Source organism: Streptomyces sp. IBSBF 3136 (assembly GCF_036815105.1).
Classification (GTDB): Bacteria; Actinomycetota; Actinomycetes; order Streptomycetales; family Streptomycetaceae; genus Streptomyces.
Window position 1 is genome coordinate 5,198 of sequence record NZ_JAJSZC010000021.1, and the last position, 16,116, is coordinate 21,313.

14 protein-coding genes and 1 riboswitch are annotated in these 16,116 nt (G+C 71.9%); of the genes, 2 read left to right on the plus strand and 12 right to left on the minus strand.

Annotated elements, in window-relative coordinates; translation table 11 throughout:
* Positions 1–73: 73 nt before the first annotated feature.
* Positions 74–223, plus strand: coding sequence for a hypothetical protein (locus tag V7E45_RS07160; RefSeq protein ID WP_443055964.1), 150 nt, complete (start codon positions 74–76; stop codon positions 221–223).
* Between the two features lie 126 nt (positions 224–349).
* Here V7E45_RS07160 and V7E45_RS07165 read toward each other — a convergent pair whose 3' ends face one another.
* The 3 genes from V7E45_RS07165 to V7E45_RS07175 all read right to left on the minus strand — a co-directional run bounded on the left by V7E45_RS07165 (position 350) and on the right by V7E45_RS07175 (position 4,918).
* Positions 350–1,135 (minus strand): SGNH/GDSL hydrolase family protein, encoded by a 786-nt coding sequence (locus tag V7E45_RS07165; protein ID WP_333773270.1) that lies wholly within the window; start codon positions 1,133–1,135, stop codon positions 350–352.
* 249 nt (positions 1,136–1,384) lie between these two features.
* A complete protein-coding gene (locus tag V7E45_RS07170) occupies positions 1,385–2,344 on the minus strand; it encodes a M23 family metallopeptidase (protein ID WP_333773231.1) in 960 nt (319 codons plus the stop codon).
* 4 nt (positions 2,345–2,348) lie between these two features.
* Positions 2,349–2,506: riboswitch (cyclic di-AMP (ydaO/yuaA leader) on the minus strand.
* A 315-nt stretch (positions 2,507–2,821) separates the two neighbouring features.
* Positions 2,822–4,918: an alpha-galactosidase gene (locus V7E45_RS07175; protein ID WP_333773271.1), complete on the minus strand. Its 2,097-nt coding sequence runs from the start codon at positions 4,916–4,918 to the stop codon at positions 2,822–2,824.
* Between the two features lie 173 nt (positions 4,919–5,091).
* Between V7E45_RS07175 and V7E45_RS07180 the strand changes: the two genes are divergently transcribed.
* Positions 5,092–5,889 carry a tyrosine-protein phosphatase gene (locus V7E45_RS07180; protein ID WP_333773232.1) on the plus strand — a complete coding sequence of 266 codons (798 nt, stop codon included), beginning with the start codon at positions 5,092–5,094 and terminating at the stop codon, positions 5,887–5,889.
* 6 nt (positions 5,890–5,895) lie between these two features.
* Here the strand turns inward: V7E45_RS07180 and V7E45_RS07185 are convergent, their stop codons facing one another.
* From V7E45_RS07185 to V7E45_RS07225, 9 genes are all read right to left on the minus strand, one after another.
* Complete coding sequence (locus V7E45_RS07185; RefSeq protein ID WP_333773233.1) at positions 5,896–6,018, minus strand: DUF6126 family protein; 123 nt, start codon at positions 6,016–6,018, stop codon at positions 5,896–5,898.
* Positions 6,015–6,626, minus strand: coding sequence for a helix-turn-helix domain-containing protein (locus tag V7E45_RS07190; RefSeq protein WP_333773234.1), 612 nt, complete (start codon positions 6,624–6,626; stop codon positions 6,015–6,017). The genes V7E45_RS07185 and V7E45_RS07190 overlap by 4 nt, the downstream gene beginning before the upstream one ends.
* Before the next feature lie 73 nt (positions 6,627–6,699).
* Positions 6,700–8,085, minus strand: a complete 1,386-nt coding sequence (locus tag V7E45_RS07195; protein ID WP_333773235.1) for an aspartate aminotransferase family protein — start codon at positions 8,083–8,085, stop codon at positions 6,700–6,702.
* Positions 8,082–9,983 (minus strand): 1-deoxy-D-xylulose-5-phosphate synthase, encoded by a 1,902-nt coding sequence (gene dxs / locus V7E45_RS07200; RefSeq protein WP_333773236.1) that lies wholly within the window; start codon positions 9,981–9,983, stop codon positions 8,082–8,084. Before dxs ends, V7E45_RS07195 begins: the two co-directional genes overlap by 4 nt.
* 41 nt (positions 9,984–10,024) lie before the next feature.
* Positions 10,025–11,140: a flavodoxin-dependent (E)-4-hydroxy-3-methylbut-2-enyl-diphosphate synthase gene (gene ispG / locus V7E45_RS07205; protein WP_333773237.1), complete on the minus strand. Its 1,116-nt coding sequence runs from the start codon at positions 11,138–11,140 to the stop codon at positions 10,025–10,027.
* 4 nt (positions 11,141–11,144) lie between these two features.
* Positions 11,145–12,167 (minus strand): adenosyl-hopene transferase HpnH, encoded by a 1,023-nt coding sequence (hpnH, locus tag V7E45_RS07210; RefSeq protein WP_333773238.1) that lies wholly within the window; start codon positions 12,165–12,167, stop codon positions 11,145–11,147.
* Positions 12,168–12,172: 5 nt separating this feature from the next.
* Positions 12,173–12,814: a phosphorylase family protein gene (locus V7E45_RS07215; RefSeq protein ID WP_333773239.1), complete on the minus strand. Its 642-nt coding sequence runs from the start codon at positions 12,812–12,814 to the stop codon at positions 12,173–12,175.
* Entirely contained in the window at positions 12,815–14,887 is a 2,073-nt protein-coding gene (gene shc, locus V7E45_RS07220; protein WP_333773240.1) for a squalene--hopene cyclase, read from the minus strand. It abuts the gene before it with no gap.
* A 116-nt stretch (positions 14,888–15,003) separates the two neighbouring features.
* Positions 15,004–16,068, minus strand: coding sequence for a polyprenyl synthetase family protein (locus V7E45_RS07225; protein WP_333773272.1), 1,065 nt, complete (start codon positions 16,066–16,068; stop codon positions 15,004–15,006).
* Between the last annotated feature and the right edge of the window lie 48 nt (positions 16,069–16,116).

The window sequence follows — 16,116 nt, forward strand, 5'->3', positions numbered from 1 at the left end:
AGCGCGTGGGACATTGACCGCGGGCAGCCGCTGACCCGGCGGGGCCGCTGAGCGGGGCCGCTGCGGCCGGACGGTGCCCCGCACCGCACCCGACGGGCTCGCGGTGCAGCTGACCTCGTACCCGGGCGCGGTCCCCCGGTCCCGCGCCCAGCAGTGGGTGGACGAGGCACTGGCCCGCGAACTCGGTCTGCCACGCGAGGCGCTGACCGCAAGGAGCCGCTGAGCGCGTGGGACATTGACCGCGGGCAGCCGCTGACCCGGCGGGGCCGCTGAGCGGTCCCGCCGGGGTGCGGCCGGGCGGTGCCCCGTACCGCGGGGTGTGCGCGGTACGGGGCGGCGGCGCCGGCCGTCAGGCCACCGCGGCGATCCGCATCTTGATGTCGTCCGGCGACAGGGCGCCCTTAGCGGTCACATGGTCGCCGGAGGATTCGCCGCGCAGCCGGCGGCCGATCCACGGGACGAGGTACTCACGGGCCCAGTGGACGTCGTCGCGGCGGACCTCCAGGGTGCCGCGCGGCGGGAGCGGCGGCCAGGGCTGCTCCGGGTCGGCCGGGATCTCCAGGCCGAGGGCCTGGCCGGCGCGCAGGGCCACCCGGGTGTGCCCCTCGGGCGACAGGTGCAGCCGGTCGCCGTCCCAGGCCCTGCGGTCCTGCACGGACTTCAGGGACCACAGGTCGAGCACGGGGCAGCCGTACCGGTCGGCGATGGCGCGCACGTGCCCGTTGTAGGTCGCGATCTTGCCGCGCAGGTGCTTGAGGACGGGGACGCCCCGGGTGTCGAAGCCGGTCGTCACCAGCACCGTGCCCGCGGCCCCGGCGAGCCGGGCCAGCGCGCGCTCGAAGCGCTCGGCCACCTCGTCCGGGTCGGTGCCGGGACGGATGATGTCGTTGCCGCCCGCGCAGAAGGAGACGAGGTCCGGGGCCAGTTCGACGGCCTTCGGGAGCTGGTCGGCCACGATCTGGTCGAGCAACTTCCCGCGCACGGCCAGGTTCGTGTACGCGAAGTCGCCCTCGGGCCGCCGGTCGGCGAGCAGGACCGCGAACCGGTCCGCCCAGCCGACGAACGCCCCGTCGGGGCCGGGGTCGCCGACGCCCTCGGTGAAGCTGTCCCCCAGCGCCACGTACGACCCGATCACTGATCTGCTGTCATTCTTCGAATCGTCTGCCACGTCGGACCATGATTCACCTTTTTATGTGACCTACGCGACCGTAATACGGGGTTGACGGACGGTGAGATAAGCCACTTCCCCGACAGACGGCACGCGGGAATACACCGCGGCCCGACACACCGCGAGCAGGGCTCGTGCGGGACACACCGAAGGCCGGTCCCGGGGATCGGGGGGCCGGCCTTCGGTGCGTCAGGGAGATGGTTCGTGGGGTGCTCCTCAGCCGACGGGGACGCCGTGCGAGCGGAGGTAGCCGACCGGGTCGACGTCCGACCCGTAGTTCGGGGTGGTGCGGATCTCGAAGTGCAGGTGCGGGCCGGTCACGTTGCCGGTGGCGCCCGACAGTCCGAGCCGCTGACCCGCCGTCACGGTCTGGCCGGCCGACACGGAGAGCTGGGAGAGGTGGCCGTACTGAGCGTAGTAGCCGTCGCCGAGCTTGATGACGACCTGGTTGCCGTAGGCGCCGCCCCATCCGGCGGAGACCACGGTGCCGGCGGCGACCGCCTTGACCGGGGTGCCGGTCGGCACGACGAAGTCGACGCCGGTGTGGTGGCCGCTGGACCACATGCTGCCGGGCACGTGGTAGCCGGTGCCGATGGTGCCGCCGGTGACCGGGAGGGTGTAGCCGGCGGCCGGAGCAGCCTGCTCGGCCGGGGCGGCCTGCGCCGCAGGAGCCGCTTGGGCGGCCGGGGCGGAGGGGGCCGGCTGCGCTGCCGGGGCGGACGGGGCCGGCCGCGGACGCGAGGACGTCCTCGAAGCCGCGGAGGACTCGGTGTGCGCCGTGTGCGCCGTGTCCGCCTTCGCGCCGAGGGACAGCTTCAGGCCCGGGTGGATCAGCGCGGGGTCCGCGCCGACGGCCTGCCGGTTGTCCTGGTAGAGCCGCTGCCAGCCGCCCTCGACGTGCTGCTCGTCGGCGATCCTCGCCAGGCAGTCCCCGGTCCTCACCGTGTAGCTGCGCGCGCCCTGGCCCGTCTGCGCGGCGGCCTTCTCCGCGGCCGCGTTCTGCACGGCGGGCAGGGACCGGGCCGACCCGCCGGGAGCGGTCTGCGGCGTGGCGGCGTGCGCTCCGGTGGCCCCGAGGAGCGGCAGGGCCAGTGCGGCACCGCCGGTTCCGGCGACGGCGATGGAGCGGCTGAGACGCCGGTTCCTGGGGCGTCGGTGCTTACCCTTCGCGGGCATGGCGCGTTCCTCTCCGGCGCCTGCGAGGTGAGCTGTCGGGTTCGGGCTGGAGCTGCCCGGCCGCTCACCGCGGCTGCACCCCGAGCCTGTGCCCCGGAGACCGGGACAGGCAGTCGTACCTGAGGGGTCCCCCGCTCCTGCCGAACACGGGTCATGTGTGTGGGGACTCCGGGCGGCGGCAGGATTCGGCGTTCCGTCCGGATTGGTGGCGAACGTAAGCGAGCGGGACGTGGCCGGACAAGCAACCTGGTCTCGGCAGGAGCCCCCCAGATGATCCAATTCGGGAAAGTACGGTCACTCTGTGTGAATTCCGGACGGCGCGTCGTGTCGAATTCCCTCGTCCGCACCGGAATTACGTGCACATGACGCGCCACACTGGGTCACGGCTATGACGCTCCTCACGCCCCCGTCCGCCACCCTCCGCCAATCCGGATCGAGTTGGAGGAATACGGCGATTCGGACAGGCGGGCAGGCAGGCTAGACGCGGCGCAGCCGGAGGACGGTGGCGTCCAGGTCGCCCTTGAGGCCGGTGCGCAGGCCGTGGTGCAACAGGACCGCACCCCGATACACTTCGCCCGTTTCGCGGCATTCGTACGATGCGGTGGGGTCGAGTCCACGCAGCCGCAGCGCCGGTACCGGCTCGCCGTAGTGCTGCGCCTGGAGGCAGGCGAGGACGACCGACTCGTCCCCGAGGACGTACTGGACGGCGCTCTGCCCGCCCGCCGGGGGCAGCAGCCGGTACAGCTCGCCCCGCTGGACGACCGGGCGTATCTCCTTGTAGAGCTCCACCCACCGGCGGGCCTCGGCCAGCTCCTCGCCGGTCCACCCGGTGAGGTCGCCGCCGACGCCGAGCACCCCGGCCATCGCGCTGACGAAGCGGAACCGCAGCGAGCTGACCCGGCCGTTGAGCTGGGTGTTCGGGCTGTCGGTGACCCAGGCCGCCATCACCCGCGCGGGATGGATCTGGCTGAAGCCGTGCTGGATGGCGAGCCGGTCGAGCGGGTCGGTGTTGTCGGAGGTCCACACCTGGTCGGTGCGGCTGAGCACACCGAGGTCGATCCGGCCGCCGCCACCCGAGCAGGACTCGAAGGCGACCCGGGGGTGGGCGGCGCGCAACCGGTCCAGCAGCGCGTAGAAGGCGCGGACGTGGTCGGTCCACAGGCGCTGCGGATACGGCTCCCCGGGCCAGCCGGCGTCGGTGAAGCAGCGGTTGAAGTCCCACTTCACGTAGTCGATCGGGGCGCTGGACAGCAGGGCGTCCAGCTGTCCCCACAGGTACTCCTGGACGTCCTCGCGGGCGAGGTTGAGCACCAGTTGGTTGCGCAGCTCCGTCCGCCTGCGCCCCGCCTGGTACTGCACCCAGTCGGGGTGGGCCCGGTAGAGGTCGCTGTCGGCGTTGACCATCTCGGGCTCGACCCAGATGCCGAACTGCATGCCGAGGCCGTGCACCTGGTCCGCCAAAGGCTTCAGCCCGTGCGGGAAGCGGTCGGGGTTGGGCGTCCAGTCGCCTAGCCCGGCCCGGTCGCCGGTGCGGGCGCCGAACCAGCCGTCGTCCACGACGAACAGTTCGACGCCGATGTCGGCGGCGTGCCGGGCGAGGGCGGCCTGCTGGTCCTCCGAGATGCCGAAGCCGGTCGCCTCCCAGGAGTTGAACAGCACCGGCCGGTCCCGCGCGGCGTCCGGGATCACGTGGTCCCGCTGGTAGGCGTGCCAGGTGCGGCTGGCACCGCCGAAGCCGCCGTCGCTCCACAGGCCGGCGAAGACGGGTGTGGTGTACGACTCCCCCGGCTCCAGGAGCAGCAGCCCCGAGTCGTCCCAGCCGGCGCCGCCGGTGATCTGCACGCGCGCGTCGGGGAGTTGCGCGACGGCGATCCGCCAGGAGCCGGACCAGCCGAGCGCGCAGCCGTACACCTCGCCGCGCTCCTCGGTCGCGTCGGTGTCCAGCGCGACCCAGGGCAGGTGCTGGTGGCCGGTGTGGCCGCGGCGGCTGCCGATGACCTTCTCGCCGTAGGTGAGGGGGGCGGTGGTGAGCAGGGACTCGGCGGCCCAGCGGCCGTGCAGCTGGGACAGCCGCCAGCCCTCGCGCTCCGGCAGGGTCCAGGTGGCGGCGTCGGCCCGCAGCAGCTCCACGCGCGCGTCCCCGCCGTTGGCCACGGTCACCCAGCGTTCCACCACGTCCCCGCGCATCCGGTGGTGCAGGGTGATCGCCACGCCGTCGTCGTCGAAGCGCAGCCGCAGCTCGTCGGTGCCGGCGCCGGTGTCGGGGTCGGGCCCGGTCTCGTAGGACACGAAGCGCCATTCGGTGCCGCGTCGTTCACCGGTGCGCACGGACAGGGCGGGGCGGACGAAGCGGGGGCCGCCCTCGACGGGGTACTCCTCGTGGCCGTCGAGCGGGGACTCGAAGGGCCAGTAGCCGGGCAGCGGGCGCTCCGCCAGCTCCTCGGCGTCCGCGAGCGCGATCCGTGGCCCCCAGTGCAGGTGCAGCAGCTCGTCCGCCCCGGTGAGATGCAGGGCATAGCTGCTGGTGGGCCCCGAGAGGAGCCACGTACGACCGTTTTCGGCGATGTCCACCATCGAGACCTCACAGGTGCCAACAGATCCGCTCAAGTGCGAACATCATCAGGTCGGGTGGCCCCCGCTGGCAACGCCTGTGGACAACTCATTGCCCGAGGAAATCGATGTCGTATCGTCGACGCAGTGCCCGTCGCCGAGCCGCGCCGGCGGGAGCGAGCCGCAAAGGAGCCCCCGTGACGCAGCAGGTCCCGTCGACCGAGCCGGAGCTGGCCGCCGTACGCAACTTCCGTGACGTGGGCGGGCTGCCGACCGTGGACGGGCGGCGGGTGCGGCAGGGGGTGCTGTTCCGCAGCGGCCACCTCGCGCACGCCACCGCCGAGGACGCGGCCTTCCTCGGCTCCCTGGGCCTGCACACGATCTTCGACTTCCGCAACGCCGCCGACCAGCGGCTGGAGGGCCCGGACGTCGAGCTGCCCGGCGTGCGCAATGTGAACCTGCCGCTGAGCGACCCGGCGGACGGCGCCGAGTTCTGGAAGATGGTCCGCAACGGCGACCTCGACCAGCTCCGCTCGATCCTGGCGGACGGCAAGGGGGCGGCCCGGATGATCGCCTCGTACCGCGCGATCGTCACCCAGCGCACCGCCGAGCACTCCCGGGTGCTGCACGCGCTGGCCGAGGACAGTGTGCCCGCGCTGATGCACTGCGCGGCCGGGAAGGACCGCGCGGGCATCTCCATAGCCGTCACGCTCCTCGCCGTGGGCGTGGAGCGCGAGGCGGTCATCGCGGACTACCTGGAATCCAACGCCAAGCACCGCCGCTACAAGGTGCGCCGCGCCGGCAACCCGGACACCGCGTACACGCCCGAGGTCATGGAGCTGCTCAGCCCTCTCTTCGACGCGCGCGCCGAGTACCTGTCGGCGGCCTTCGAGAGCATCGAGGAGACCTGGGGCGACCTCGACACCTACTTCGAGCAGGGGCTGCGGCTCACCCCCGGGGCCCGGGAGCGGCTGCGCGAGCGGCTCGTGGACTGACGCCGCTCAGCTCTTGGCGCCGATCGCGAACAGCAGGTAGAGGAACGCGGCGAAGAGGTGGCCGACGGCGATGTAGATGATCAGCCGGATCCACAGCGAGCGGGGGAACTTCTCCTCGAAGTCGCTCATGGCAACTCTCCAGTCGGGTGGCCCAGGCACAGCGTGGCCGTGGGGCTCTGCAGCAGGGTGTGGACGAACAGCAGCTCCACGCCGTCGTGGTCCTCGGCGGCGAGCCGGTGCGGGGTGAGCGAGTCGAAGTGCGCGCTGTCACCGGGCGCGAGCAGATGCGCGGTGTCACCCAGCCGCAGCCTGAGCCGCCCCTTGAGGACGTGGAGCCACTCCTCGCCGGGATGGACGCGCACGATGTCGCCCTGGGTGCCGTACGGCACCCGGACCCGCAGCGCCTGCATGCCGCGCCTGGACGACCCGGCCTGGAAGTAGGTCCAGCCGCCCGCGTGGGTCGGTTCCATGTCGGCGGCGCGTACGATCGAGTCGCGTTCGGCGACCGTCTCGCCGAGCAGCTCCGAGACGGTCGTACCGTAGGTACGGGCGAGCGCGAGCAGCATCGGCAGCGAGGGCTGGCGCTGCCCCGTCTCCAGGCGGGACAGATGGGCGGGCGAGAGCCCGGCGGACCGGGCGGCGGCCTCCAGGGTGAGGCCGGCGCGCCTGCGCAGGGCGCGGAGCTGTGGGGCGACGGCGGGCAGCTCGTCCCCGGGCCCCGGCTCGGGAGCGTTCATGTCTCCATTGAGCCGGACTTTTGCCTCTGCGGCAAATTTATTGCCTCAGAGGCAAAAGCCCCGGACCCGCACGTCAGCGGTTGGCCACCGCCTGTTTGATCAGGGTCTTGCCGAAGTCCCACATCAGGCCGCCGCCGCTGTGCGCGTCGTCCATCACCGCGGTGAAGGCCGTCACGAACCGGTCCACGTCCGCCTCGTCGACGACCAGCGGCGGGATGAGCTTGATCACCTCCAGGTGGTCGCCGGAGACCTGGGTGAGGATCCGGTGCCGTTGCAGCAGCGGTACGACGACCATCTGGGCGAACAGGCCCTTGCGCGCGGCCTGCAGCATGGTCCAGCGCCCCCGCAGCTTCAGCGACGAGGGCCTGCCGAACTCGATGCCGATCATCAGGCCGCGACCGCGCACGTCGGCGAGCAGCTCGTAGCGGTCGATCAGCGCGCTGAGCCGGGACTTCAGCAGGTCACCCGTGCGCCGCACCCCGGCGACGATCTGCTCGTTCTCCATGACCGACAGCACGGCGAGCCCGGCCGCCATCGCCTGGGCGTTGGCCCCGAAGCTCGCCGAGTGCACCAGCACCCGGTCCATCGACGAGTAGACCTTCCGGAAGATCCAGTCCCTGCCGAGGGTCGCGCCGACCGGGACGTAGCCGCCGGACAGCGCCTTCGCCACGCACACCAGGTCCGGTTCGACGCCGTCCTCGTGCTGGTAGGCGTAGAAGTCGCCGGTGCGGCCGAGGCCGGTCTGCACCTCGTCGGCGATGAGCAGGGCCTTGTGCCGGTGCAGCAGGTCCTGGGCGGCCCGCAGGTAGCCGGGCGGTGCCTCGTGCACGCCCTTGCCCTGGATCGGCTCCACGATCAGCGCGGCGACGTCGCCCTTCCTCAGTTCCCGCGCCAGGGCGTCGAGATCGCCGAGGGGTACGGCGGTGTCGGGCAGCAGCGGGGCGAAGCCGTCGCGGAAGCCGTCCTCGCCGTTGACCGACAGGGAGCCGGTGGTCAGGCCGTGGAAGGCGTGGTCGCAGTAGAGGATCCGCGGCCTCCCGGTGGCGTAGCGGGCGAACTTCAGGGCCGTCTCGACCGCCTCGGTGCCGCTGTTGCCGAAGAACACCCGGTCCAGGTGCGGGCTGTGCGCGAGCAGCCGCTCGGCGAGCAGTCCGGGCAGCGGCTGGCAGTCGAAGCGGGTGAGGTCGGCGAGGCCCGCGTCGAGGACGTCGTGCAGCGCCTTGCGGACGACCGGGTGGTGCCGGCCGAGGCCCATCACCCCGAACCCGGCCAGCATGTCCAGGAAGTCGTTGCCGTCCGCGTCGAAGAAGTGGGCGCCTTCGGCGCGTTCGTAGACCTTGTCGAAGCCGATGGTGTGCAGCATGCGCGGGAGCTGCGGGTTCAGGTACTTCGCGTGCAGCTCGTAGCGCTCGGCCCCGCGCTCGGCGAGGAGGGCGCCGAGATCGAACTCGGTGGTCATTCAGCTTTCTCCTTGACTGTGCCCCCCATGTCCCTGACGGCCAGGCTCGCGCCGATCCGGCCGGCGACCTCGACGGGCGTGAGGCCGATGTCGGCCAGCACCTCGCCGCGCTTGGCGTGCGCGAGGAACTGCTCCGGGATGCCGAACCGCCGTACCGGCACGTCCACGTCGGCGTCCCCGAGGGCGAGCGCCACGGCCGAACCGACCCCGGCGGCACGGCTGTTGTCCTCGACGACGGCCACCAGACGGTGTCCGGCGGCCAGGCCCGGCAGCGCCGGGTCCACGGGCTTGACCCACCGCGGGTCGACCACCGTGCACCCGATGCCCCGGGCCTGGAGCAGCTCGGCGGCCTGGAGGCACACCGGGGCCATCACCCCGACGGCCACCAGCAGCACCTCGGGGCGCGCGGCCCGGTGCAGCACGTCCATGCCGCCGACGCGGTCGACCGCCGGGATCTCCGGTCCGACGGACTCCTTCGGGAAACGCACCAGGGTGGGCGCGTCGTCCACGGCGACGGCCTCGCGCAACTGGGCGCGCAACTGCTCGGCGTCGCGTGGGGCGGCGATCCTCAGGCCCGGTACGACCTGCAGCACGGACATGTCCCACATGCCGTTGTGGGACGCCCCGTCGACCCCGGTGACGCCGGCCCGGTCCAGCACGAACGTCACCCCGCACCGGTGCAGGGCCACGTCCATCAGCAACTGGTCGAAGGCGCGGTTGAGGAAGGTGGCGTAGACGGCCACGACCGGGTGCAGCCCGCCGGTGGCGAGGCCGGCCGCGGAGACGGCCGCGTGCTGCTCGGCGATGCCCACGTCCCACACCCGGTCGGGGAAGCGCTCGGCGAACCGGCCGAGGCCGACAGGGTGCAGCATGGCCGCCGTGATCGCCACGACGTCCTCCCGTTCCTCCCCGATCCGGACGATCTCGTCGCCGAACACCGAGGTCCAGGAGGGCCCGGCGGACGGCATGAGCGGGGCGCAGGTCAGCGGGTCCATCACGCCGACGGTGTGGAAGTGGTCCTCCTCGTGGGCGAGGGCGGGTTCGTAGCCGCGGCCCTTCTCCGTGAGGCAGTGGACCAGGACGGGCCCGTGGAAGCGCTTCGCCCGGCGCAGCGCCGCCTCGACCTCACCGATGTCGTGGCCGTCGATCGGGCCCACGTACTTCAGGCCCAGGTCCTCGAACATGCCCTGCGGGGCGAAGGCGTCCTTGAAGCCCTTCTTGGCGCCGTGCAGGGACTCGTACACGGTGTGGCCGACCACCGGCGTGCGCAGCAGCACGTCCTTGCCCCAGGCGAGGACCTTCTCGTAGCCGTCGGTGGTGCGCAGGGTCGCCAGGTGGCTGGCGAGGCCGCCGATGGTCGGGGCGTACGACCGCTCGTTGTCGTTGACGACGATGATCAGCGGCCGGTCCTTGGCGGCCGCGATGTTGTTCAGTGCCTCCCAGGCCATGCCGCCGGTCAGTGCGCCGTCGCCGATGACCGCGACGACATGGCCCTGCTCCCCCCGCACCTGGTTGGCCTTGGCCAGGCCGTCGGCCCAGCCCAGCGCGGTGGAGGCGTGGGAGTTCTCGATGACGTCGTGCTCGGACTCCTCGCGCGAGGGATAGCCGGACAGGCCACCCTTGCCGCGCAGCTTGGAGAAGTCCTGACGTCCGGTCAGCAGCTTGTGCACATAGCTCTGGTGGCCGGTGTCCCACAGGATGCGGTCGGCCGGCGACTCGAAGACCCGGTGGAGCGCGACGGTGAGTTCCACCACGCCCAGGTTGGGCCCCAGGTGGCCGCCGGTTCTCGACACCGCGTGCACCAGGAACTCACGTATCTCTCCCGACAGTTCACCGAGTTCCGCCTCGGACAGCGCCTTCAGGTCGCGTGGTCCCCGGATGGTCTCCAGAATCGTCACGCTGGGCCCCCTCTCGGTCCGTACCGTGCCTTGACCTCAACTCACTTCGTCTGCTCGGCGAGCTTCACGGCCTCCTCGATGAGGGTCTCCACGATCCTGGACTCGGGGACCGTCTTGATGACCTCGCCCTTGACGAAGATCTGGCCCTTGCCGTTGCCCGAGGCCACGCCGAGATCGGCCTCCCGGGCCTCCCCCGGACCGTTCACCACACAGCCCATGACCGCCACACGCAGCGGCACGTCCATGCCGGTGAGGCCGGCGGTGACCTCCTCGGCCAGCTTGTAGACGTCGACCTGGGCGCGGCCGCAGGACGGGCAGGAGACGATCTCCAGGCCGCGCTGCCTGAGGTTCAGCGACTCCAGGATCTGGATGCCGACCTTGATCTCCTCGGCGGGCGGGGCCGACAGCGACACCCGGATGGTGTCCCCGATGCCCTCGCTCAGCAGCGCTCCGAAGGCCACCGCCGACTTGATCGTGCCCTGGAAGGCCGGACCGGCCTCGGTCACCCCGAGGTGCAGCGGGTAGTCGCACCGCGCCGCGAGTTGGCGGTACGCCTCGATCATCACCACCGGGTCGTTGTGCTTGACGGAGATCTTGATGTCGCGGAAGTCGTGCTCCTCGAAGAGGGACGCCTCCCACAGGGCCGACTCCACCAGCGCCTCGGGGGTCGCCCTGCCGTACTTCTGGAGCAGACGGCGGTCCAGGGAGCCGGCGTTGACCCCGATCCGGACCGGCGTCGCGTGGTCCTTCGCGGCCCGCGCGATCTCCTTGACCTGATCGTCGAACTTCTTGATGTTGCCCGGGTTCACCCGGACCGCCGCACAGCCCGCCTCGATGGCCGCGAACACGTACTTGGGCTGGAAGTGGATGTCCGCGATCACCGGGATCCGCGACTTGCGGGCGATGGTCGCCAGGGCGTCCGCGTCGTCCTGGGTGGGGCAGGCGACGCGGACGATCTGGCAGCCGGACGCGGTGAGTTCGGCGATCTGCTGGAGCGTGGCGCCGATGTCCGACGTGCGCGTCGTCGTCATCGACTGCACCGACACCGGGGCCCCGCCCCCGACCGCCACCGGCCCGACCTGGATCCGCCGCGACGTGCGCCGCGGTGCGACCGGCCGGGCCGGTACCTCGGGAACGCCCAGGGAGACGGCGGTCACGACGTCACTCCCGGTTCCCGGAGACGGTCTCGCGCATGGCCCGCAGCGACTCCTTCAGGGAGCCCATGGTGGCGAGCACGGCCGTGGGCTCGTAGCCGCAGTGCGCCATGCAGTTGGCGCAGCGCGGGTCCTTGCCCCGGCCGTACTTGTCCCAGTCGGTGTCCTCGATGAGTTCGCGGTACGTCGGCACGTACCCGTCGCTCATCAGGTAGCAGGGTCGCTGCCAGCCGAAGAGCGAGTAGTTCGGGATCGCCCACGCCGTGCACGGGAAGTCGACCTTGCCCTCGAGGAAGTCCAGGAAGAGCGGTGAGTGGTTGAGCCGCCACTTGCGGCGGTTGCCGCCCGCGAAGGCCTTCCGGAACAGCTCGCGGGTCTGCTCGACGCCGAGGAAGTGCTCCTGGTCGGGTGCCTTCTCGTAGGCGTAGGCGGGCGAGATCATCATCTCGTCGACCTGGAGGTCGTCGTTGAGGAAGTTGAGCACCTCGATGATGGTCTGGGGGGTGTCGGTGTTGAAGAAGGTCGAGTTGGTGGTCACCCGGAAGCCGCGCCGCTTGGCCTCCTTGATGGCCTCCACCGCCTCGTCGAACACGCCCTCCTTCGCGACGGACTCGTCGTGCCGCTCACGCAGCCCGTCGATGTGCACCGCGAAGGCGAAGTAGGGCGACGGCTTGAACTTGTCCATCTTCTTGCGCATCAGCAGGGCGTTGGTGCACAGGAAGACGTACTTCTTGCGGGCCACCAGCTGCCGCACGATCTCGTCGATCTGCGGGTGCATCAACGGTTCTCCACCGGCGATGGACACCATCGGGGCGCCGGACTCCAGCACCGCGCCCACGGCCTGGGCCACCGGCATGCGCTGCTTGAGCACCCCGGCCGGATGCTGGATCTTGCCGCAGCCCTCGCACTTCAGGTTGCAGGCGAAGAGCGGTTCCAGCTCGACGATGAGCGGGAACTTGTCGCGCCTGCGGATCTTCTGTTCCGCCAGGTACGTAGCGACCTTGATGGACTGACGCAACGGCATGGCCATCTGGCTCACCTCCGGGGGAGCGGCTGAGAACGGTGCCATTCGAAAAATGCGGGAAGGATGGAACGGAGAACGCGGAAAGCGGTGATTCCCCCGCGCACCGTGCCGATCCGGACGAGTTCGTGTTCCGGAGCGTCCACGACCACCCGGACGGCCGCGACCGGGCGTTCGCCCGTGCGGACGGCGCTCAGCAGCGTGGCCGCCGACTCCATGTCGACCGCGATCGCGCCGGTCGCCAGCAGGTCGGACCGCTCCGGACCACGGACCACGTGATCGGAGCCGGTGAGCGGGCCGGTGTGGACCGTGCGCCCGGGCAGCAGGCGCGCGAGTTCCTTCACCAGCAGATCGGTACCTACGCACGGGACGGTCCCGCGCGGGTCCCGGGTCTCCTCGGCGACGACCAGGTCGCCGGGGTGCATGCCCGGGGCGAGGCCGGCGCAGAAGCCGGTGGCCACCACGGCGGCCCCGGTGAGCGCGGACCCGGCCAGCCGTCCGGTGACGGAGCGTTCCGCCGCCCTCGGGCCCATGCCCGTGCGGAGGAAGGTGACCGGCCCGCCCGCCCCGCCGCGGTCACCGGTGCGCAGGGCGAGGTGCTCGATGCCGAGCGCGCAGGCGATCAGCAGCGGGGCAGGGGCGGGCGGGACGTTCATTCAGCTCCCCTTGGCCTCGGAGCGGGACGTCGCGGCCTCGGTCACCGGCTGCCGCACCTCGGGCAGGTGCTTCCTGGCCGTGGCGAGCGGTGGCCGGTCGAAGGGGTCGCCGTGCAGGTACCGGCCGAGCGCGGTGAGCGGGAACACCTGCCGGTAGAGGTGGTAGTTGATGGAGAAGTCCCAGGGGAAGCCGGTGCCGGTGAAGTACGGCTCGTCCCAGGTGCCGTCCTCGCGCTGGGTCTGAGCCAGCCACCGCACGCCGCGCTCGACGGCCTTGGAGTCCCGCTCCCCCGCCGCCAGCAGCGCCATCAGCGCCCAGCCGGTCTGGGAGGCGGTGGAGGCGCCGCGGCCGCTCCACTCCTTGACGTACTTGTAGGAGCGCAGGTCCTCGCCCCAGCCGCCGTCGTCGTTCTGGACACTCTCCAGCCAGGTCACCGCCCGCCGGATCGCCGGGTGGGAGGCGGGCAGTCCGGCCGCGGTGAGGGCGGGCACCACCGAGCCGGTGCCGTAGAGGTAGTTGACCCCCCAGCGACCGAACCACGAGCCGTCCGGCTCCTGTTCGGCCAGCAGCCACTCGATGCCGCGCCGGGTGCGCGGGTCGTGGGTGAGGCCCTCGGCGGCGAGCATCTCCACCACGTGCGCGGTGACGTCGGCGGACGGCGGGTCGATGACCTCGCCGAAGTCGCAGAACGGCAGCCGGTTCGGGAACGGGCTGGTGTTGTCGGCGTCGAAGGCGCCCCAGGCCCCGTTGCGGGACTGCATCCCGAGGTTCCAGCGCACGGCCCGCCCGATGGCCCGGTCCACGCGCTCGGGGTCGTGGTGGCGGACCCGGCGCAGCGCGAGCGCGACCTCGGCGGTGTCGTCGATGTCCGGGTAGTTGTCGTTGTGGAACTCGAACGCCCAGCCGCCGGGCGGCAGTTGGGGCCGCTTCACGGCCCAGTCGCCGGGCCGGACGATCTCCTCGCCGAGCATCCAGTCGGCCGCTCTGACCAGTTGCGGATGGTCGACGGGCAGACCGGCGTCGACCAGGGCGATGGTGGCCAGGCAGGTGTCCCAGACCGGGGACTGGCAGGCCTCGATCATCCGGGCCCCGTCCTCGCGCCACACGGCGAAACGGTCCAGCGACGCCAGGCCCTCGCGCATCACCGGATGCTGGAGGTCGTAGCCGAGCAGGTACAGGGCGATGACCGAGTACACGGCCGGGGGCTGGATGCCGCCCCAGCAGCCGTCGTTCTCCTGCCGCTCGACGATCCAGCGGGCGGCGGAGTTCATCGCGGCCCGGCGCAGCCGGCGCGGGACGACCTTGCGGAGCTGGTGCAGCGCCTTGTCCAGCCGCTGGAACGCGCCGTCCCAGCTGGCCACCGGGGCGAGCGGCCGGTGCGGGTTGGGGTCGGCCGGGTCGGTGTGCAGCTCGTCGAGCGGGAAGGGCGCCGGGCGCACCGGGCGCTTGGCCGAGACGATCGTGAGCGGCACGATGGTCTGGCGGGCCCAGCAGCCGAAGTCGTAGATGTTGAGCGGCATCCAGGTCGGGAACCAGATCAGCTCCGGCGGGAGTTCGGGCAGGTCCTCCCACTTCCACCAGCCGAACAGGGCGAGCCAGATCCGGGTGAAGACCCGGGCGGAGGCGATGCCGCCGCGCTCGCGGACCCAGGCGGAGGCCTTCGCCATGTGCGGGGCGTCGGGCGCGTCGCCGGCCAGGCGGAGGGCGACGTACGCCTCGACGGTGGTGGACAGTTCGCCGGGGCCGCCGTAGAAGGTGGCCCAGGTGCCGTCCTCGCGCTGCTCGCCCCGGATGAACTTGGCGGCGGCCTGTGTCGTCGCCTCGTCCTGGATACCCAGGAACTGACGGAGCAGCAGGTCCTCGGCGTCCATCGTGACGTTCGTCTCGAGGTCGCCCTTCCACCAGCCCTGCGCGTCCTGGCGCGCCAGGAGGAAGTCGGTGGCGCGCCTCGCGGCGTGTTCGGCGGCTTCTTGTACCCCGGCCGCCGCGGGGGTGGTGAGGTCGGTGTGGCTGGCCGCGGCAGCTCGGGGCGGCAGGGTCGCCCCGGTACTTCCGTCGGTCGTCGCTGTCATGGCTTCCCCTTCGTGCAGTCGTGCGAGTCGTGCTGCTGTGGGTCCGCCGTCGGCCGGTGTCCGTCGTCCCTCGACACCGGCCGGCGACTATGCGAGGACTGTTCGACCGATAAGGATCATCTCTTTCGTACGACGACGAAGTCGGCGAGCGCCGTGAAGGCGGCCCGCACCGGGTCGGGCATGTCCACCGCGTCGAGCGCCTCGACGGCGATGGTGTGCTGACGGCGTGCCTCCTGGGCCGTCCACTCCCGGCCGCCCGCCTCCTCGATGAGGGCGGCGCGGGCCGCGAACTCCTCCTCGGAGAAGTTCTCGAAGTCGCTGCTCTTGGCGTCGGCGGCGAGGATCTCGCCGAGCCGCTCGGAGGCGGAGCCGCCCGCCGCGAGCGCGGCCACCACCGGCAGGGACTTCTTGCGCTGGCGCAGGTCGCTCCAGGTCTGCTTGCCGGTGGCCCCGGGGTCGCCCCAGATGCCGAGGAGGTCGTCGACGGCCTGGAAGGCGAGGCCGAGGTGGTAGCCGTACCTCTCCAGGGTGTCGGCGGTGCGGTCGTCGGCGCCGCCGAGGACCGCGCCGATGGAGCTGGAGGCGGCGAGCAGGGCGCCGGTCTTGTTGCCCTCCATCTCCAGGCACTCCTCGACGCTGACCCGGTCGCGGTGCTCGTAGGAGATGTCCTGCGCCTGACCGTCGATCAGGGCGCGGGTGGCGGTGGTCAGCCGGCGGGTGGCCCGGCCGGCCTCGACGGTGCCGAGTTCCAGCAGCACCTCGTTGGCCAGGGCGAACAGGGCGTCGCCGACCAGGATGGCCTGGGCGGGACCGTGCACCTTCCAGACCGTGTCGCGGTGCCGGCGCTGCTCGTCACCGTCCATCAGGTCGTCGTGCAGCAGCGAGAAGTTGTGGACGAGCTCGACCGCGACGGCCCCCGGGACGCCCACCTCGGGGGCGGCGCCGGTGACCTCGGCGGAGAGGACGGCGAGGGCCGGCCGCACGGCCTTGCCGCCGTCGCCGTCGGCGGGGTTGCCGGCGGCGTCGATCCAGCCGAAGTGGTAGGCGGCGACGGTGTCCATCGGAGGCGCCAGGCGGTCGACGGCCGCACGCAGGACCGGGGTGGCCAGGGTCCGTCCACGCTCCAGGAGCGCGGTCACGTCCACCGCGGTCCTCCGAGCGGGTGTCGAGGCCGGGGGCACAGTGGGCACAGTCTCTCCTCTTGTTGCGGTACCGGGGGTGCGGGGGCC